Raw genomic sequence first — 19,493 nt, 5'->3', positions numbered from 1 at the left:
CTATGTCCAAGTATCTGATCAATATCGTTGTTTTCCTCAGCGGCCTGGCCGTGGCCGGCTGGATCGGCGCGGGCTACGCGGGCACCAATCCCCTGGCGCTGGCCGTCACGCTGCTGATCTGCGCCTGCTACGTGGCGGGCGCGCTTGAATTGCTGCGCTACCAACAGGCCACCGCGTCGCTCAGACGCGCGGTCGGCAACCTGTCGGAAGCGCCCGCCAGCCTGGGCGGTTGGCTCGACCAATTGCCGGCCGGCCTGCGCAACGCCGTGCGGCTGCGCATCGAAGGCGAACGCGTGGGCCTGCCCGGCCCGGCATTGGCGCCCTACCTGGTCGGCCTGCTGGTGCTGCTGGGCATGCTGGGCACCTTCCTGGGCATGGTGGTGACGCTGCGCGGCACCGGCACCGCCCTGGAAAGCGCCACCGACCTGGCCGCCATCCGCGCCTCGCTGGCCGCGCCGGTCAAGGGCCTGGGCTTCGCCTTCGGCACCTCGATCGCGGGCGTGGCCACCTCCGCCATGCTGGGCCTGCTGGCCGCGCTGTGCCGGCGCGACCGCATCCAGGCGGCGCAACTGCTGGACACCAAGGCGGCCACCACGCTGCGCCTGTACAGCCAGGCGCACCAGCGCGAAGAAAGCTTCAAGCTGCTGCAGCGCCAGGCCGAAGTGCTGCAACGGCAGGCCGAGGCCATGCCCGCGCTGGTCGACCGCCTGGACGCCATGATGCGCAACCTGGAGCAGCAGAACCACACGCTGAACGAGCGCCAGCTCGCCAGTCAGGATGCGTTCCAGGGCAAGGCCGAGGCCGCCTACGCGCGTCTGGCCGCCGTGATGGAACAATCGATGAAGGAAAGCGTGGCCGAAAGCGCCCGCTCGGCCGGCGCGGCGCTGCAGCCCGCCGTCGAGGCCACCATGGCAGGCCTGTCGCGCGAGACCGCCTCGCTGCACGAAAGCGTGACCCAGGCGGTGCAGCGCCAGCTGGACGGCATGACCGCCGGCCTGCAGGCCGCCACCAGCAACGTGGCCGGCATCTGGAACCAGGCGCTGGCCGGCCAGCAGCGCGCCAGCGAAGCGTTGGCGCAGGACCTGCGCGATTCGCTGGACCGCTTCGCGCAGACCTTCGAGCAGCGCTCGTCCGCCCTGCTGGACAGCGTGTCCGAACGGCTGGAGGCGTCCTCGGGCAGCATGTCCGAAGCCTGGAACGTGGCGCTGAACCGCCAGGAGCGGGCCAGCGAGAAACTGGCCGGCGACAATCTGCAGGCGCTGACAGCCGCCGCCGCCAGCTTCGAGCAGCACTCGGCGTCGCTGCTGCGCACGCTGAACCAGTCGCACACCGCCCTGCAATCCGAACTGGCCTCGCGCGACCAGCAACGCCTGGCGGCGTGGACCGAAACCCTGGGCGCGCTGTCCGCCACCCTGCGCCAGGAATGGCAGCAGGCCGGCGCGCAGGCCGCCGAGCGCCAGCTCGAAATCAACCAGGCCCTGGCGCGCAGCGCCCAGGAACTGACCGAGCACGCGCAGACCCAGGCCGGCCTGCTGGAGAACGTGTCGGCGCGCCTGGAAAGCGCCGCCGGCAACGTCTCGGCGCAATGGCACGAGGCGCTGGAGCGCCAGTCGCAGGTCAGCGACAAGCTGGCGGGCGACAACCGCGAAGCCCTGGCCGCCGCCGCCGCCACCTTCGAACAACACGCCGCGACGCTGCTGCGCACGCTGGACCAGTCGCACGCCGACCTGCAGGCCGCCCTGGCCTCGCGCGACGAGCAGCGCCTGGCCACGTGGGCCGGCACGCTCGGCGCCCTGACCGACAAGCTCGGCCGCGAATGGGAACAGGCCGGCGCGCAAGCCGCCGCCCGCCAGCAGGAAGTCAGCCAGACGCTGGCGCGCACCGCGCAGGACCTGGCCTCCCGCGCCGACGCGCAGGCCGCGCTGCTGGACACCGTGGCCGCCCGCATCGAAACGGCCGCCACCGGCGTGACCCAGGCCTGGACCGAGGCGCAGGTGCGCCAGGAACTGACCAGCGAGAAGCTGGCCGGCGACACGCAGCAGGCCCTGGCCACGGCCGCCGCCGCGTTCGAACAACATTCCGCGTCGCTGCTGCGCACGCTGGACCAGTCGCATGCCGAGCTGCAGGCCGCCCTGGCCTCGCGCGACGAAGCGCGCCTGGCCGCCTGGCACGCCTCGCTCGGCGCCATGGCCGCCGACCTGGGCCGCGAATGGCGCCAGGCCGGCGAGCAGACCGCCGCCCGCCACCAGGCACTGGAACAACTGCTGGCGCGCACCGCGCAGGACCTGACCACCCAGACCCAGGCGCAGGCCGCGCTGCTGGAAAACCTGTCGGCCCGCCTGGAAACGGCGGCCGGCGGCGTGACGCAGGCCTGGACCGAGGCGCAGATACGCCAGGAACTGGCCAACGAGAAACTGGCCAGCGACAACCAGCAGGCCCTGACCACGGCGGCGTCCGCCTTCGAGCAGCATTCGGCATCGCTGCTGCAGACCCTGGGCCAATCGCAGGCCGGCCTGCAGGCCGAGCTGGCCGCGCGCGACCAGGAACGCCTGGCCGCCTGGACCGGCGAGCTGGGCCGCATGGCCGAGGCGCTGCGCCACGAATGGGAACAGGCCGGCGCCCGCAGCGCCGCCCTGCAGCAGGAAATCTGCGCCACCCTGGCCCAGACGGCGCAGGACATCGCCACCCAGACCGAGGCCCACGCCAGCGGCACCATCGCCGAGATCGGCCAACTGGTGCAGGCCGCCTCCGAAGCGCCGCGCGCGGCCGCCGAAGTCATCGGCGAATTGCGCCAGAAACTGTCGGACAGCCTGGCCTACGACAACGCCATGCTGGAAGAACGCAACCGCCTGCTGGACACGCTGGCGACGCTGCTGGATGCCGTCAACCACGCCTCCAGCGAACAGCGCAGCGCGGTCGATGCGCTGGTGTCGTCGTCGTCGGACCTGCTGGACCGGGTCGGCGCGCAGTTCACCGAGCAGGTCGAATCCGAAACCGCCCGCCTGGACGACGTGGCGGCGCAGGTGACCAGCGGCGCGGCCGAAGTCGCCAGCCTGGGCGAAGCCTTCGGCGCCGCGGTGCGCCTGTTCGGCGAGTCCAACGACAAGCTGGTGGCGCACCTGGAACGCATCGAGGCGGCGCTGGACAAGTCCATCGCCCGTGGCGATGAACAACTGGCCTACTACGTGGCGCAGGCGCGTGAAGTGGTCGACCTGAGCACCATGTCGCAAAAGCAGATCGTCGAGAACCTGCGCGAACTGGCCAGCCAGCGCGCCGCCACCGCCGGAGCGCAGGCGGCATGAGCGCGGGCGAGGACATCGACGGCGGCGTGGAACCCGCGGTGCCGACCTGGGCCGTCTTCGGCGACCTGATGTCGGTGCTGCTGGGCGCCTTCGTGCTGATCCTGGTGAGCGTGGTGGCCGTGCAGCTGGAGCTGTCGACCCAGCTGGAACGCGAAGTCAAGCAGCGCCAGGAAGAGACCCAGCGCCGCCAGACGCTGGAGCAGGCCCTGGCCGCGCCGCTGGCGGCCGGCCGCGTGACGCTCATCAACGGCCGCATCGGCATCAGCGGCAGCGTGCTGTTCGCGCTCAATTCCGACCAGTTGCAGCCGGAAGGCCGCGAGGTGCTGAAAAGCCTGATCGAGCCGCTGTCGGCCTACCTGAAGGCCAATGACGAGATCCTGATGGTCAGCGGCTTCACCGATGACCAGCAGGTGCGCGAGGGCAACCGGCGCTTTGCCGACAACTGGGACCTGTCGGCGCAGCGCGCCCTGACGGTGACCCGCGCCCTGATCGACGAAGGCGTGCCGTCGTCGCTGGTGTTCGCCGCCGCCTTCGGCGCCGAGCAGCCCGTGGCCTCGAACGCCGATGAAGACGGCCGCGCGAAGAACCGCCGGGTCGAGATCACCCCCATTCCCAAGCCGTCCAACAGTGCGGAGCCAGCGCGTGGCCAGTGACGGCGGCCTGGGCCCGGCGCTGACGGCCGGCGCGGATGCCGCGCCCGCCGACGCCACGCTCGCCACCTTGCAGGCCTGGCGCGAGCGCGGCGACGACCGGCTCGATCCGATCGCTTTCCATTTCATCGAGGCGCTGGCCCGGCGCGCGGCCGCCCACGCCGGCGCGGCCCGCGCCCGGCTGGACGAGCGGCTGGCGCAGTTGCTGCGGGCGTATGCGGCGCGCGTCGCCGCGGCCCGCGCGGCCAACGCCGCCGAAGCGCTGGACGATGCCGCCACGCCCGATGCCAGCCCCGCACCGGCCACGGCGGCTCCCAAGCCCGCGCGCGGGCCGCTGGCGGAACTGGCGGCGTATCTCGCCTACCCCGGCGCGCCCGGCGAAGACCCCGACGCCATCGCCGCGCAGGCGCGCCGCGATGCCTACCCGGATCTGCCGGTGCTGGATGGCCTGCGCGAGATCTGGTCCGGCCTGAGCGCCGACCGTCAGGTGCGCCAGTCGCAGGAGCAGGTGCACAAGAACGCCGGCCCGCTCAATTCCAACCAGCTGGTGCACCGCGCCCTGTCGCTGATGCGCGAGCTGTCGCCGGGCTATCTGCAGCAGTTCGTGACCTACACCGAGACGCTGGCCTGGATGGAACAGATCACCGCGGCCGCGGCGCCCCCGTCCAAGGAAGCGCCGCGCGCCGCCGCCAAGAAAAGCGCGCGCGCCAAGAGCCGCTAGGGCACGACGGCCCGCGCGGCGGGCGGAGCGGCATTGCCCATGCCGCATCCCTACCCTGCCCGCAGGCGGCCATCACCCGTCGCCTGCTGGCGCGTGAGACGCCCCGACGCCCCGAATTCACGCCTCCCGCGGCAACCACGCGCCATGAAAACCCGCCGGAATCCGGCGCGGCAGGCGCACCGTGGCCACCGGTCCGGCGCCGATGTCGCGCCCATCCAGCACCACCACATCGCTGCGGTCGCCCTCCTGCCGGTAGACACACACCAGCACCCAACCGTCATCCTCGTCCCGCGCGCCGGGGCGCGGCACGAACACCGGTTCGCTGTTCTGGTCGCCCGGCGGCACCGAATACCTCTGCCGCGCGCCCGTCTCCAGGTCATAGCGCAGCACCCCGCGCATCTCGCGATTATTGGGCTGATGCACCGCATAGGCGTAGCGGTAGGCGTGGCCGGCGCGGCTTTCGTTGATGCGCGGCAATTCGATGCCGGCGTCATCGAGCGCGCGTTCGCTGACGCGGCCGCCGGCCAGGTCGATCACGTAGCGCCACAGCACGCCCAGCGGGTTTTCCTCGAACGCGGCGCCGTCGCGCGCCAGCCGCAGGTAATGCGGATAGCGCACCACGTCCAGCACCAGCGTGGCGTCATCGACCTCATGGGCGTTGACCACGTGCTGGATGAAACACGGCGCCACCTCGAACCAGCGCACCGGCCCGCCGTGGCGCGGGATCACGCCCAGGCGCGATTGGCGCTCGTCGTGCCAGCGCAGCGGCATGCGGTGGCCGCGCGACAGCATCGAGAAGTCGTAGGCCACGTTCAGGTCGAGCAGGATGCTGTGGCGGGCGGTGATGGCCATGTCGTGCATCATCGACGGCCCCGGCACCTCGATCAGCTGGTCCAGCAGCGGCTGGCCGTCGACGCCCGTCACGCCATAGCGCAGCCAGGGGCGCTCCCAATGGGCGCGAAAGCTCATCAGCTCGCCTGTGACGGGATCGATCTTGGGATGCGCGGTCATGCCGCCGGCCAGGCCAGGATGGCGACGGCTGGCGCCCAGGAAGTCCAGCCCCGCCGTCATCGCCAGCGGCGCGCCGCCTTCGGCCAGCGCCAGGGTCTCGCCGGCATGGCGCAGCACGTTGACGTTGGGATTGGTGTCGGGCAGGTCGGCGGCCTGCGCCGGCGCGTATTCGCGCGCCCAGAGGCGGGTGCGGGCCCAGCGGTTGCGGTAGCCGGTGGCGCGGCCGTCGCGGAAAACGATGGCGTGCAGCATCGCCGGTTGCGGCCACCAGGACAGCACGTCGTTGCCCTCGAAGCGGCCGCGCAGGGGGTTGGGACCGTTGCGCACCAGCGCGCCGTCCAGTTCGGGCGGCAGCGCGCCTTCCACGGGCAGGTCGGTCAGGTCGGTTTCATCGGCAAGCGGCGCGGTGGCGCCGGTGTTCAGGTCGAATAGGGTCATGCCTTGCATCCTTCGGGTGAGAGAAGGATGCAATTTTTACCCGGATCAAATTACGCTGTCAATATTACCCGGATTTAATTAGCGCAAGTCTTCGGGATTCATCGACGCGTCGCGGACATACGGATCGCCCGGTTCGGGCCGCAGTGTCGCCTCGATCTCGGGCGGAAACGCCGGGATGTTGCTGGTGCGCATGACGGCCCAGCGCATGATCGCGTGCAGGTAGTTGAAGGGCGCCAAGATCAGGTAGGCCAGGCCCGGCTGCTGCGCGTCGTTGGCGAAGATGCGCTCCTTGCCGAAGGCAAAGCTCTCGCGCTTGCCGTCGACCGGCATGCAGAACAGCACCGCGTCCAGAACGGCCTGCGGCCCCTCTTCCATGTAGCGCCGCAGGAACTCCCAATGCGAGTAGGCATTCTCGACGCGGCTGGTGGCGATGCAGAACGCAAAGGTCTCCTTGACCGTGACCCCGTCGCCATCGAGGATCAACCCGCGGATATCCCAGTTGAGCCAGCCGAAGGTGCCCTTGCCTCGTCCCAGGGTGAAATAGATCTTGTCCCACGGCGCGGTCAGCACAGTGCCGTCCAGCCGGAAGACGTGCACCAGGCGGCGCTTGCGATCCAGGGCGATGGGGTAGTAGGTCCAGCGGAACATCTCCTTGCAAGCGACCCAGGCGCCGGCGGCGCCCAGCGCCGCGCACATACCCATGCCGATGAAGATGGCTTCCCACAGGCCGTTCTCGTTGGGCAGTTCGCCCACCACCAGGATCCAGGCCAGCATCAGGATGCCGCCGACGCCGAACGCCACGCCTATCGCCCCCAGCAGCGCTACGAAGCCACGCCAGGCATACCAGCGGTCCACCGACAGCAGGCTGCCGGCATTCATCCTCACCACGCACAGCTGCGCCAGCAGCGGCACATCCAGCCGTTTTTTCTGCAGTAGCCGGTGTTCGCGCTCAAACGCCGTCAGCGGACGGTCATTGGGGAACCTGGGCATCAGCCCGGTGAAATCCATCAAGACCCTCCCAGGGCCACGCGCAGGCTGTTCACTTCCTGTTGCACGCCATAGTAATAATCGGCCCCCGACACCCCCTGCAGCTTGCCCCACAGGCAGCGCTTGAGCCATTCGTCGATCTTGTTGCCCTTGAACTTCTCGATCAGCACCGCCACGATGATCAGGAACACCGCGGCGATCAGGCCCACGACCGTATACGACAGCGCAAACGCGCCGATGACGACCAGGCTGAGAATACCCGAGGCCAGATAAAGGCCGCCCATCAGGCCGTTCTTTTCGATCATGAACTGGTCCTTGCTGGACTTGAAGTCGAACACCGCCATGATGATGCCGGTCACCACCCCGATCCGCCCGCCCCAGCGCACCAGCAGCGTGCTGGTGGTTTCAATGCCCAGGCCCATGCCCAGCCGCATGCCGGCGGCCTGACGCCCCTTGAGCGCCGTGCCCAGCACGTCGGCCACCGAACCGCCGGCCGCCGCGATGCCGACCACGAATTTCCAGCTGGCGTCGCCTCGCTCGTGCGGCATGGCCGATTCCAGGTCGCTCCAGAGCTTGTACACCGCCACCGTCTGGAACAGGCAGCCGACCACGCCGACCCGCACATCCGTGTTGATCGCCGTGCGCCAGCGCGACAGCTCCTTGGCCTCGTATTCCTCGATCGTCATGGTGGCCTGCGCCAATGCGCGCGCCCGGTCGCCCGCCCGCAGATCGGTCGGCACCCTGCCGGCGGCATCCCTGTCCACCATCATGAACCAGCGTTTCTTGTCGCTTCCTTCCAGTTGCTCGCCGCGCACTTCCAGGCGCCGCAATTCGTCCGCCACCGCGCGCTCCATCTGGCGCATGTCCACCTTGCCGCCATGCTGGCGCAACAGTTCGCGGATCAGCGCCGCGCGGAAGGTCTTCTTGCCGCCTTCAACCTCGACGATCACGACATTCTGCCGCGCCAACAGCCCCAGGTACATGGCCAGCTTGCGCGCAATCGAACTGTCCACGCCCAGCCTGAGCACATGCACCACCGGGCCCATGATCTGCTCGAGCAGGCGCGCGGTCTTGTCCATCTGCCCTTCGCTCAGCACCTTGAGGCCGGTCTTGTAGGCCTCGTGCAGATTGCCCCAGGGAATGGCCTTCCAGTCCAGGGCCGCCTCATGCGCCTCGACCACCTTGCTGACCACGAAATCCTGGTTATGGAACATGGCGCGCAGCAACAGGTTGCGCGTGTCGGTCGGGTCGCCTTGCAGCCAGTCGGCGTACTGCTTGAAGCAGACCCGCTTGTCCTGGGTGCCGTCGATGCACAACGCCAGCACGGTCTGGTAGACCTCGCCGCTGTCGGCGTTCTTGACGTCGTAATTGCACTGGAACGATTCGCCCGTCTTCTCGCAGGTGAGCCAGGCCACGTGCGCCTTGGCCATCGGCACGATGGTGGCCGCGTCGAATTTGGTCAGGCGCTCGTCGAAATCCTTCTGCCACGCGCGGCGCGCGTTTTCATCGTAGTTGTCGAAGTACTTCTTCCAGGCATCCCAGCGCACCGTCTGGCGCTCCTGCTCGGTCGGGTGGCGGTAGTTGTCCGCCTGGGCCATGCGCTCTTTCCGATTGTCCGGGTTGATCCAATCCATCAGCAGCTGGGCCACCGCCAGGCCGCCCGCGCCCGAGCCTCCGGGGCCGGCCCCCATGTTCGGGGTGCTCGTGCCATAGACGGCGTGGTTGTTCGCCTCGTCGCCGCGCTGGCGCAGGAAATCGCTCTCGGCCGACTGCATGATGATTTCGCTGAGCGATTCGATCGACTTGGACACGGTCAACGGCCGCACGTCCTGCGGATTCGAGACAAAGTCGTCAAAGCGCATGCGCATCAGCCGCGCGAGGTCCTGCAGGATGCCGGTGCTATCCGGCAGGGCCAGCAACAGGCCCTTGCCGGGCTGGAACGCCTCCGCCGCGTCCTGGATCATGCCGCCCATCCAGCGGCTCGAGTCGTAGTAGCCGACTGTGCTCCAGCCCAGGAACCTCTTCTTCTCGAACTCTTCGACGCCCGTGCGGCGATACATCACGTAGTCGGCGGCCGTGTCGTTCAGCGTCTTGATGCTCTTGGCGCTGGCGTGCCTGCCACTGTTGAGCCAGGCCTGCACGTCGAACTTGAACATATGCCGCTGGCGCATCTCGGCGCCCTTTCTGCCCTTATGGGCCTTGCAGATGTCCTTGGTCCATTGCACATCCGAGAACGCGAGCCAGACGTACGTCGCTTTCCTCGCATCGGGAATCGTCAACAGCGAGGCTTTGGCCTGGTGGTCCATGGTGCAGGTGAACGTCCGGTCGCAGGCCTCGACCGGTTTGTCCAGGTCGAAGTTGTACAGCGTGCTGTTCTCGTTGACGTAGTAGCCCTTCAACTCGGAGCGCGCTTCGTCATAGACATACAGATAGCCGGGACGCAACAGGCGCACGCCATAGCGCGCGCCGTCGCCCAGCGGCCGTTCGGCCATTTCGGGCAGGAGCATGTCGCCCGCCAGCGCCGGCGACGTGTCGTCGCTTCTCAGCACCGCATAGCGCAGCGGCATGATGGGCAGGCCGATCCGGTGAAACGGGCAGTCTTCTTCGCAATCGATCGACGAGCGCTTCTTTCCGCAGCTCTTCACATCATCGGCCATCGGGCTCTCCAGTTCGTTCCAAGTCCCTGCGCACGTCGGCCCAATCGTCATCCGTCAGGTCCTGCGTCGCGGCAAGGTAGGGGTAATCATCATCCGGCCGCCTCGCGGCCAGGCAAGCGCGCACCCGTTCGTGGCGATGGAAGGCGGGGTGCACCTCCAGGCCGTGGCGGGCGAACGCCTTGCGTTCCTGCGCCGTCTCCAGGCCCAGGTCGCGGGCCGTGCGGAAATGGTCCATCACGGTCTTGCCGAGCGCGACGCGGCCGCCAGGCGCCAGGCTGTCCAGGCCGGCAAGCACTTCATTCAATGCCTGCAGCTGGGTCAGCGCGAACGATTGCTCGGCCGACAGCCGCGGGCGCGGCGCCGCGGCCACGTCCGGCCGCTCCAGCGCATGCCATTGGCCATCCAGGTGGAACAGCAAGCCCCGCACCGGCCCGCACAACCAGGCCAGTTGGTCGGGATCCAGTATCCACGACAATTGCACCAGCACGCGCGGATCGAAAAAGCGGAAAAAGCACGGTCCCTGCCCTTCGATATCGACGATCATGCGCGAACGGCAATGCGCCGCCACCGCGTCCACGGGCCGGTCCGACCGCAGCAACAGCGCCAGCCACGGGTCCTCGCCGTCCTGCGCCGCCTGATTCAGGCTGGCCAGCGCCTGTACCCGATCGGCCGCGTCCAGGGCGGACAAGTCCACCAGCCGCGGCATCAGGCCGGGCATTTTCCGCAGCGCGGGCGGCACCAGCGCCTGGGGCTGCGCGAACGCCGGCACGCCGCGCGTGCGCTCGTCCTGCACAAGACCGAATCCGTAGGAACTGAAAGCCTGGTAATCGAGCATGCCAACGTCCATGTCTAGCCCAACGGCACGACCGCGCCGCCGCGTTGGGCCGCGCCGCGCACCCGCGCTTCGCACAAGGGACTGGCTTCATTGAAGGCCAGGTTGGCCTGGGCGGTCTGCGGGCCGACCCAGCTATGCGCACTTGCCTTGAGCTCGACCTTGCCCGGCGCATGCAGCTGGATGCCGCCGCCCTCCAGGCGCAGGTAGGCGCCGCCGGCGGTGGCCAGCACGCGCTGCCTGGCCTGCACCATCACGGCCGCGCTGGCCGAGGCGAAGGTCACCGCCTTCTCTGCCGTCAGCGTCATCTTGGCGGCCTGGCTGTGCAGGCGCAGCTTGCCGCCCGCCGCGTGCAACCGCAGGCCACGGTCCTTCACCGGGCGGCCGCCGCCCGCCTCGTGGCCCGCCGTGAATAGCACCACGCCGGCCGCCACGCCCACCGCCAGGTTGGCGCTGCTGACCCAGTTCACGTCCGGCGCCACCTGTGCCAGCGTGCCGCCGGCCACCAGGAAGGCGTCGCCCGGGGTGTATTGGCCGATGCCGCTGGGCGCGCTGACCTGGATGTGCGGTTCGCTATAGGCCGCGACCTTGGTCCCCTGGGCGCCGGGGTCGTCCTGGGTCGCCTCGACCACGTCCCGCACATGCGCCAGCGCCTCGTGCGCCGGCAGCGCCTGCGGATCCCCCTCCAGGAAAGCCTTCTGCTTGACCGCGATGTCGCCCAGTTCCCTGGCCGATTCAAGGGCGGCGTCGATCTGCTTGGCCGCCTCGGCGCTATCGAGCAATGCGCCCTCGGCGTTCTCGCGCAGGTCGGCGCTGATCAACAGCCCCTGGCCGCCCCGCAGCGCCACGGCCTCCCTGGTCGACAGCTCGGCGCCGTGGCCCAGGTCCTGCAGCCGTTCGTTGTCGCGCTGTTGTTTGACGTGGCCCAGGTTCAGGCGGGAATCGGCCTGCGTGGTGGAGGCGGTCAGGCGCGACTGGCCCGGCGTGTCGTCGTGCACCAGCTGGTTGTAGCCACCCGTGCCCGCGCCGCTGGTCGCCAGCGCCTGGGTCTTGAAGCCGGACATCACCGCGTTGTGGGCGTGGCCTTCGCTGCCGCCCGCGAACCAGGCCGGCGCATTGCCGGTGGCGTTGGCGCCACCGGCCTGCACCTGGTTGTGCGAGGCATCCTCGGCGCCCTCGCCGTTATACAGGGCGCCCACCACCACCGGACGGTCGATATCGCCGTGCAGGAACTCCACCAGCACTTCCTGCCCGACGCGCGGCACGAAATGGCCGCCCCAGTCGCCGCCCGCAACCGGCTCGGCCACGCGCACCCAGGTGCCCAACTCGTCCTTGGCGGGCGCGTTCTCGTCGCCCGACGGGTGCGCCAGGCGGCTGCTGGAGGCCTTGCCGCGCTGCCAGTGGAACTGCACCTTGATGCGGTGGTCGCGGTCGGTGTGCACTGGCCCCTCGGCGCCCACCACCAGCGCCGTCTGCGCGCCAAATACCGTGGGACGGGGATGCAGGCGCTCGCCATGGCCGTCCCGGGTCGCGGGACGGAATTCGGTATCGCTGCCGATGCAGGTGAAGGTATTGCGATAGAACTCCGTGTCGTCGCCGTCGCCCCCCTGCGCCTCGCTTACGGCGCGGCCGAGGTCGGCGTCGAAGTTGTTGCGGGCCTGGTGGGTGATGGCGATCACCACGAAGGCAGACGGGCCGCCTTGCTGGTAGTGGCCGGTCAGTTCGAAGCGCTGGCCCGGCGCCAGCGTGCGCACGGTGCCCCCGCCCTCGACGCTCTGCTGGCGCACGCGCAGCGCGGCCAGCGCGTTGTGCGCCAGTCGTTCGCCCTGCGCGCTGTCTTCGTAGGCGTACTGGCCGGGGTAGTCGTCGCTGACCAGGTCCAGCGCGTTGGCCAGCTTGCCGGTGTCCGCCTGCGCCGACACCGGCCGCGCCTGGGCGCTGCGATAGTCCCAGCTGGCCATGCGCACGGCATTGGTCTGCCAGCGGTGGCGCGGGCTCCAGTGCTGGATGCTGTCTTCGGTCTCGGTCACGTCGGCGCGCGCAAAGCGCACGCTGGCCTGCGGGCCAGCCTTGAAGGCGTCGTTGTGGTCGGCAATGACCAGGGTGTGGCCGTCGTCGGCATGCTCGACCCAGTAGAACAGGCCCTCTTCGGCCAGCAGGCGTTCGATGAAGGCGTAGTCGGTTTCGCGATACTGGATGGTCAGGCTGCGCTTGGCGTAGACAGCGCGGTCCTTGACCTCCCAGCGCCACTGCGGCGCCAGCGTGCCCTGGCCCTTGTAGTCGCCGAAGATGCTGTCGACGATGTCGATCACCGTCTTGTCCTGATAGGCGAAGCTGTCGCGCCGCGCCCGCAGGAACGCCAGCCACGGCTCCACGGTCAGCCCATAGCGCGCCAGCCCGCCGTTGGCGCCCAGGTAACGCACCGCCGTGGCGTGGCCGTGCCACAGGCGCGGCTGCTCGCGGTCCAGCGCGGTCTGCAGGCGCAGGGTGACGGGCTGGCCCATCAGGGCCTTCAACGGGATATGCGCGTCGTCGGACAGCGCGGTGATCTCCAGGCGATAGGCGCCGCCGCTCAATTGTTCGGTGGCCGACAGGGTCTCGGCCACCAGGCGGTTATCGCCCAGCGGCGTGCGCAGGTCCAGCAGGCGGTTGGCCTGCGCGATAGCGGCGGTCGACAGGCGGGACAATCCGGAAGCATCCTGGGGCATGGTCTTGGCTCCGGGCTCAGGTCAGGCGGTAACGGAAGTCGCCGTTCTTGCCGGCCGTGACGCGGATGCGCGCGATCGCTTCGCCCTGCGCCATGCGGCCCAGCACCTGCTCGGCGATCTGCGGCAACAGCGTGCCGTTCAGAATGTGGTCGACGTTGCGCGCGCCGGTGTCCACCTCGGTGCAGCGCGCCAGCACGGCCTCGACCAGCGCGTCGTCCCAATCGAACACGGCGCGGTGGTTGGCCTGCACCCTCTCGGCGATGCGGGCCAGCTTCAGGCCGATGATGCGCGCCAGGGCGTCGTCATCCACCGGGTAGTAGGCGATGGTCTTCATGCGGCCCAGGAAGGCCGGCTTGAAGGCCTTGTACAGCTGCGGCGCCAGCAATTCCTGCAAAGCGTCCGGATCCGGCCGCTCCTCGGCGCTCTTGTTCAGGCAGGCCTGCATGATGGTCGACGAGCCGACGTTGGAGGTCAGGATGATGAGCGTGTTGCGGAAGTCGATCTCGCGCCCCTCGGCGTCGTCCATCACGCCCTTGTCGAACACCTGGAAGAACAGCTCCAGCACGTCCGGGTGGGCCTTCTCGATTTCATCGAGCAGCACCACGCTGTAGGGCTGGCGCCGCACGGCTTCGGTCAACACCCCGCCTTCGCCGTAGCCGACGTAGCCGGGCGGCGAGCCCTTCAGGCCCGAGACGCTGTGGGCCTCCTGGTATTCGCTCATGTTGATCGTGACCAGCTTGCGCTCGCCGCCGTACAGGATGTCGGCCACCGCCAGCGCGGTCTCGGTCTTGCCCACGCCCGACGGGCCGACGAACAGGAACACGCCCTTGGGCTTGTTCGGATCTTCCAGGCCGGCGCGCGCGGTGCGCACGCGCTGGGCGATGGCGTGCAGCGCGTGGTCCTGGCCGATCACGCGTTCGGCCAGCAGCGGCTGCAGTTCCAGCACGGTGCGGATCTCGTCGTTGACCATGCGGCCCAGCGGGATGCCGGTCCAGGCCGAGACGATCTCGGCGATCACCTGCGCATCCACGTAGGCCGGCACCAGCGGCGCCTCGCCCTGCAGGGCGCGCAGTTGCTGCTGAAGCTCGGCCAGTTGCGCCTGGGCGGGCGTCGGCTCGGCGGCCTTGCCGGCGCGGCGCTTGCCGGCGGTTTCGGGCTCGGGCTCCTGGCCCGCGGCTTCCAGCTCTTCGCGCAGCGCGTGGATCTGCCGCACCAGCTCGCTTTCCTGGGCCAGGCGCGCCTCGGCGTCGGCCAGCTGCTGGCGGGTGGCGGCCATTTCCTCGTCCAGTTCGCGCAGGCGGGCCGACTGCGCGGCGCCGGTGGCGGCCTCGCGGCGCAGCGCCACTCGCTCGGTCTCCTGGCGCGCCAGGCGGTGGCGGGCGTCGTCGATCAGGGCCGGCGTGGCGCTGCGGCCCAATGCCACCCGGGCGCAGGCGGTGTCCAGCACGCCGACCGCCTTGTCCGGCAACTGGCGGCCGCTGATGTAGCGGTGCGACAGGCGGGCGGCGGCCACAATCGCTTCGTCCAGGATGCGCACGCCGAAATGCTGTTCCATCAGCGGCGCCATGCCGCGCAGCATGCTGGCGGCAAGCGTCTCGCTGGGCTCTTCCACCTTGACCACCTGGAAGCGCCGCGCCAGCGCGGCGTCCTTCTCGAAGTACTTCTTGTATTCGCTCCAGGTGGTGGCGGCGATGGTGCGCAGTTCGCCGCGCGCCAGCGCCGGCTTGAGCAGGTTGGCCGCATCGTTCTGGCCGGCCTGCCCGCCCGCGCCGATCATGGTGTGGGCCTCGTCGATGAACAGGATGATGGGCGTGGGGCTTTGCTTGACCTCGTCGATCACGCTTTTCAGGCGGTTCTCGAACTCGCCCTTGACGCTGGCGCCGGCCTGCAAGAGGCCCATGTCCAGCGTGCGCAGCGCCACGCCGGCCAGCGCCGGCGGCACGTCGCCGGCCACGATGCGCAGCGCCAGCCCCTCGACCACCGCGGTCTTGCCAACGCCGGCCTCGCCGGTCAGGATGGGATTGTTCTGGCGGCGCCGCGTCAGGATGTCGATCATCTGGCGGATCTCGGCATCGCGGCCGATCACCGGGTCGATCTTGCCTTCGCGGGCGCGTTCGGTCAGGTTGGTGGTGTATTGGTCCAGCGCCGGCGTCTTGGACAGGCCGGCGGCGGGCGTGGCGGCCTCGCCCTGCGCGGCGTCATCGCCCAATGCGACGGACTGGCCGGCCTCTTCCGAGCCGGCCGTCAGGGCCGCGAAATCGTGCTTCAGCTCTTCCAGCCGGAACGACTCGAACAGGCGCGAGCCGCGCCGCGCCAGCGCCGCCAGATCGGGCTCGGTCAGCAGCGCCAGCAACAGGTGGCCAGAACGGATGCGGGTGGTCTGCGTGTCCAGCGAGGCGATCAGCCAGGCATGCTCGAACAGGCGCGGCAGGTGCGGCGAAAACACCGGCGTGCGGGTATTGCCGTTCTTGAAGCCGCGGATCTCGGCGTTCAGGTCGGCCTCCAGCACCGAGGCCTCGATGCCGCTGCGGCGCGCCACGATGCTGAAATCGCTGGCGGGCTTTTCCAGCAGCGCCAGGAACAGGTGTTCCAGGTCCACCTCGTAGTGGCCTTGCGCCATGCACAGGCTGGCGGCGCGCTCGGCGGCCTGGCGGCAGGTCTGGTTCAGTTTCCCGATCAGGGTTTTCAGGGGAGTGGCCATGTTCTGGGTTGTCTTGTTCTTAGTGGATGGTGTGCAGTTCGTAGCTGGCGTCGTCGCGGTCCGACGCCGACGGTTCGGTGCAGAGAAAGGAATTCCAGCCCAGGCGCGCGCCGCCGCCCTCGGCGTCGCCGCCCAGCGCGCTGCCGGCGACGTCCTCCTTGGCCATGACCAGGCGCACCTCGTATTCGAAGCTGAGCCCGCCGAACATCGTCAGCAGCTTTTCCAGCGCCTGGGCGCGGGCGCCGCCGGGCAGGAAGTCGGCGAACGCCGACTTGGACAGCGGGCCGATCCACAGCCGGATGCGCAGGTCGCGCTGCCAGATGCGGTCTCCGGCCATGGCCGACACGCCCAGCACCGCGCCGGGCCGGCCCAGCTGGGTGCGGTTCTCGGGCGGCACGTGGTACCAGCGGCCGACAAACTGTTCGACCCGCAAGGCCACCCGGAAGTAATCGGCCAGCACCCGCTGCAGGTACGCGGCCGACACCGGCCGCTGCCGCGCCGCCGCCGCGTAGTGCGCCAGCGACTCGTCGAACACGCGGCCTTCGCCCGCATGCAGGCGGTCGCGCAGCGCCGGATGGCCGACGCCGCCCAGCGCCAGCAGCAGCGGCAGGTAGTGATGGTCCTGCTCGGTCTCGTGCCGCAGCGGCATGCGGTACTTCTTCCAGGCCGCGTAGAACAGCGCGGCGGCCCGGTTCGAGAAGATGTCGAAGAAGGCGCGCGCGCCGCGGTCGCGCGTGGCGCTTTCGCGGTGGCTCAGGATCTCGGAGTAATGCAGCGGCAAGGCGCCCTGCCCGCCCAGCAGGCCGAAGAAGGCCGGCTCGATCTCCACCCGCCCCAGCGTGCCGGCCGCCAGCGCCGCCAGGCGCGCCTCGGCGTCGTGCAGGGCCTGGCCGTTCTTGTCGAAGGCCGTCAGCCCGGCGATCTCGCTGGCCGGAAAGCCCAGCGACGAGGAGTTGACGAAGCGCAGGTGCGCCGGCACGGCATTCCTGGCGCGCGTGCCTTCCTGGCGCGCGAACCACAGTTCCAGCACCCGCACGGCCTGGAAGAACTTGAAGCGCTGCGGCTCGGCCAGCAGCGATTCGATTACGCTAGGATCGCGTCGCCGTTGCATGGAGCACACCGTAGGATTTCTTCCGCGCCGCGGCGCGACAGCACCACCAACTGCACGAAGCTGTTGGCGTGCACGTAAAGGCCGAAGAAGCGGTTGAGCACCGCCACGAAGGCATGCAGGCTGGTGCCCACGAAGTTTTCTTCATTGATCGTCAGCCGGATCTCGATGCCGCGCACGAAGGTCGCGAACGGCTCGCCCGGCATCCAGTGGGTGGCGGGCTTGTAGTCCAGCCCGACCAGCCCTTCGATCTGGCGCGCCGCCACCGCCGCGTGCGACAGGTCATACAGGCGCAGCGTTTCCTTCAGCGCCGGCAGGCCGCTGTGCACCAGCGACAGGTGGTTCAGCGCCAGGTGCGAGATCAGGCGCCAGTGCGCCGCGCGGCCCTGCTGGAAGCGGTGCGTGTGGGTCGGGCGGCGCAGCATGCGGATCTCGCGCGCCACCGAACCGCCTTCCAGGAACAGGTCGCCGCCCGGCTGGCCCACCGCCAGGTGCGACGGCAGGTCGCGGTTGGTGCAGGTCAGTTCCAGGCTCAGCGTTTCGGTCTGTGGCAGGGCCGGGTTGAAGTCGATGTCGACGATGGACATCTCCATTTCGTAGCCCGGGCTGCGCTCGGCCACCATCGCGTCGCGCCGCGCGGTCCAGTAATGGCTGGCGCTTTCGGGCGTTTCGCCGTGATGCAGCGAATAGAACGGCCGGAACTCCACCACCGAATCGCCCTGCGCGTTCTGCCGCACCAGCCGCACGCGGTCGATGGAATAGACCTCGTAGCCGTAGGCACGGCGCGCATCGGCCACGACCGGATACGACGCGGCCGCATGCGTGACGCGGATGGGATCGGCGCGCTGCTCGAACAGGTTGATCACCGGCGTGCAGCCCAGCCGGAAGTTGTCCGCCGACGCCGACTCCAGCAGGCGCGCGGTATTCGAATCGGCGCGCAGCCCCTTGACCGGCAGGTGCAGCGTGAACTCGCGCACCGGCCCCACCGCGCGCCGCAGCGCCGCCAGGTCGATGTCGACGAAGTTGAATTTCTCGGAAAAGACGAAGTACTCGGCCAGCAGCCGGTAGGCCGGATGCGAGCTGGCCGGAAAGTCGATCAGCGCATCGTCCTCGGCCAGCCCCACCTGCGCCAGCGGCACCTCGGGCAGCCGGTTCCAGCGGCCGGGCTGGGTTTCGACATAGGCCGCCGCGGTGCGCAGGAACAGGCAGTCGCGCAGCGCCGCCACGAATGACGGCTCGCCATGCAGATAGACCCGCAGGCGGTCCACCGCCAGCGTGGCGAAGCTTTGCGTTTCGGCCAGGCAGGCCAGCGTCAACGACAGCCGCCCGGTCACGCCGGCAGGCAGCTGCGTGGACGACGGCGCGTTGGCGGTCGACGCGAACACGGCCTGGCGGATGGCCACCGGCGCCAGCGTCACGTCGTAGGCCGTGCGGAAGCGGCAGGCCACCCCGCGCACGGCATGCGATTTCAATTCGGTGCCCCGCGCCACGCGCACGGGCGCGGTCAGTTGCGCCGCCACCCCGCCCATGTCGAACTGCGCGATCGAACACGACGGAAACGGCCGCAGGTAATGCGGGTACATCACTTCGAACAACGCTTCCGTGAATTCCGGATAGTCGTCGTCCAGCTTCTTGTTGATGCGCGCCCCCAGCAGGGCGAACGATTCGATCATCCGCTCGACGTGCGGATCCTCGCAGGTCTCTCCCGACAGCCCCAGGCGCGCGGCGATCTTCGGATAGCGCTGGGCGAAGTCCCGCGACGAGCCGCGCAGGAAGCCCAGTTCGCGTTCGTAGTACGGCAGCAATTCTTCCATCTTTCCCTTCCTCGCCGGCGGCTGGCCGCCGGCGCCCGCGTGCGTTTATGTTGTCAGGCGGCCGCCGCGGCCTTGGCCCAGCCCTTGCTGACCGAATACTGCAGCGTTGACGGCTGCAGGGTCGCGTCGAACGTCACCGGCTCGTGGGCCGGGCCGACGTCCAGCATCGCGGTGATCGCGAAATACAGTACCGACGTGGCGCGGCTGTCGACCTGCAGCACCACCCGCACGTGCGTCAAGCGTGGCTCGTGGCGCGCGATGGCCTGCTCCAGCGACCGGCAGATGAACTCCCGGTCATAGTGGCTGGCCAGGCTGAGCCCGGAAAAATCCGACAGCCCGTAGGTCAGGATCGACCGCTGGCAGTTCGGATAGCGCTTGAGCGACGCCTCGGTGAAGACCATGCGGGTATTGAGCAGGGCCTCGATGTCGCGCGCGACGGTTTCCTTGATTTCCTCGACGGACAGCCGGCGCAGCGCGTGCGGCGCCGGGCCTTCCGCCTCGAACAATTTGTCGAACAGGCTGGGTTCGAATCCCTTCATCACGGACCTCTTTCAGAAAACCGCG

12 protein-coding genes are annotated in these 19,493 nt (G+C 69.3%); 3 read left to right on the top strand and 9 right to left on the bottom strand.

The window, feature by feature from the left end:
- Positions 1-2: 2 nt before the first annotated feature.
- The 3 genes from HV742_RS26825 to HV742_RS26815 are packed head-to-tail and all read left to right on the top strand — an operon-like array spanning position 3 to position 4,673.
- Positions 3-3,302: a DUF802 domain-containing protein gene (locus tag HV742_RS26825; RefSeq protein ID WP_175146815.1), complete on the top strand. Its 3,300-nt coding sequence runs from the start codon at positions 3-5 to the stop codon at positions 3,300-3,302.
- Positions 3,299-3,955 (top strand): OmpA family protein, encoded by a 657-nt coding sequence (locus HV742_RS26820; RefSeq protein ID WP_054416608.1) that lies wholly within the window; start codon positions 3,299-3,301, stop codon positions 3,953-3,955. Before HV742_RS26825 ends, HV742_RS26820 begins: the two co-directional genes overlap by 4 nt.
- Positions 3,945-4,673, top strand: a complete 729-nt coding sequence (locus HV742_RS26815) for a DUF2894 domain-containing protein (protein ID WP_437340605.1) — start codon at positions 3,945-3,947, stop codon at positions 4,671-4,673. The genes HV742_RS26820 and HV742_RS26815 overlap by 11 nt, the downstream gene beginning before the upstream one ends.
- A 117-nt stretch (positions 4,674-4,790) precedes the next feature.
- Here HV742_RS26815 and HV742_RS26810 read toward each other — a convergent pair whose 3' ends face one another.
- The 9 genes from HV742_RS26810 to tssE form a co-directional block, all read right to left on the bottom strand.
- Positions 4,791-6,122, bottom strand: a complete 1,332-nt coding sequence (locus HV742_RS26810; RefSeq protein ID WP_175146813.1) for a carotenoid oxygenase family protein — start codon at positions 6,120-6,122, stop codon at positions 4,791-4,793.
- A gap of 78 nt (positions 6,123-6,200) precedes the next feature.
- Entirely contained in the window at positions 6,201-7,130 is a 930-nt protein-coding gene (locus HV742_RS26805; RefSeq protein WP_175146812.1) for a DUF6708 domain-containing protein, read from the bottom strand.
- Positions 7,130-9,766 (bottom strand): T6SS effector BTH_I2691 family protein, encoded by a 2,637-nt coding sequence (locus HV742_RS26800; RefSeq protein WP_175146811.1) that lies wholly within the window; start codon positions 9,764-9,766, stop codon positions 7,130-7,132. The genes HV742_RS26805 and HV742_RS26800 overlap by 1 nt, the downstream gene beginning before the upstream one ends.
- Positions 9,756-10,601 carry a DUF4123 domain-containing protein gene (locus tag HV742_RS26795; RefSeq protein WP_172803055.1) on the bottom strand — a complete coding sequence of 282 codons (846 nt, stop codon included), beginning with the start codon at positions 10,599-10,601 and terminating at the stop codon, positions 9,756-9,758. Before HV742_RS26795 ends, HV742_RS26800 begins: the two co-directional genes overlap by 11 nt.
- Positions 10,602-10,615: 14 nt before the next feature.
- The gene (locus HV742_RS26790) at positions 10,616-13,306 is read right to left on the bottom strand and encodes a type VI secretion system Vgr family protein (protein WP_175146810.1); all 2,691 of its coding nucleotides are present in this window, start codon (positions 13,304-13,306) and stop codon (positions 10,616-10,618) included.
- 16 nt (positions 13,307-13,322) lie between these two features.
- Positions 13,323-16,007, bottom strand: a complete 2,685-nt coding sequence (tssH, locus tag HV742_RS26785; RefSeq protein ID WP_175146809.1) for a type VI secretion system ATPase TssH — start codon at positions 16,005-16,007, stop codon at positions 13,323-13,325.
- A gap of 19 nt (positions 16,008-16,026) precedes the next feature.
- Positions 16,027-17,127 carry a type VI secretion system baseplate subunit TssG gene (gene tssG, locus HV742_RS26780; protein ID WP_175146808.1) on the bottom strand — a complete coding sequence of 367 codons (1,101 nt, stop codon included), beginning with the start codon at positions 17,125-17,127 and terminating at the stop codon, positions 16,027-16,029.
- Positions 17,091-18,929, bottom strand: coding sequence for a type VI secretion system baseplate subunit TssF (gene tssF, locus HV742_RS26775; RefSeq protein ID WP_175146807.1), 1,839 nt, complete (start codon positions 18,927-18,929; stop codon positions 17,091-17,093). Before tssF ends, tssG begins: the two co-directional genes overlap by 37 nt.
- Positions 18,930-18,982: 53 nt before the next feature.
- Positions 18,983-19,468: a type VI secretion system baseplate subunit TssE gene (gene tssE / locus HV742_RS26770; RefSeq protein ID WP_054416617.1), complete on the bottom strand. Its 486-nt coding sequence runs from the start codon at positions 19,466-19,468 to the stop codon at positions 18,983-18,985.
- Positions 19,469-19,493 lie beyond the last annotated feature (25 nt).

It is taken from the genome of Achromobacter ruhlandii, from assembly GCF_902859695.1.
GTDB classification, from domain to species: Bacteria; Pseudomonadota; Gammaproteobacteria; order Burkholderiales; family Burkholderiaceae_B; genus Achromobacter; species Achromobacter ruhlandii.
The sequence above is the reverse complement of the archived record's forward strand: the minus strand, read 5'-3'. Positions and strand labels throughout refer to the sequence as shown.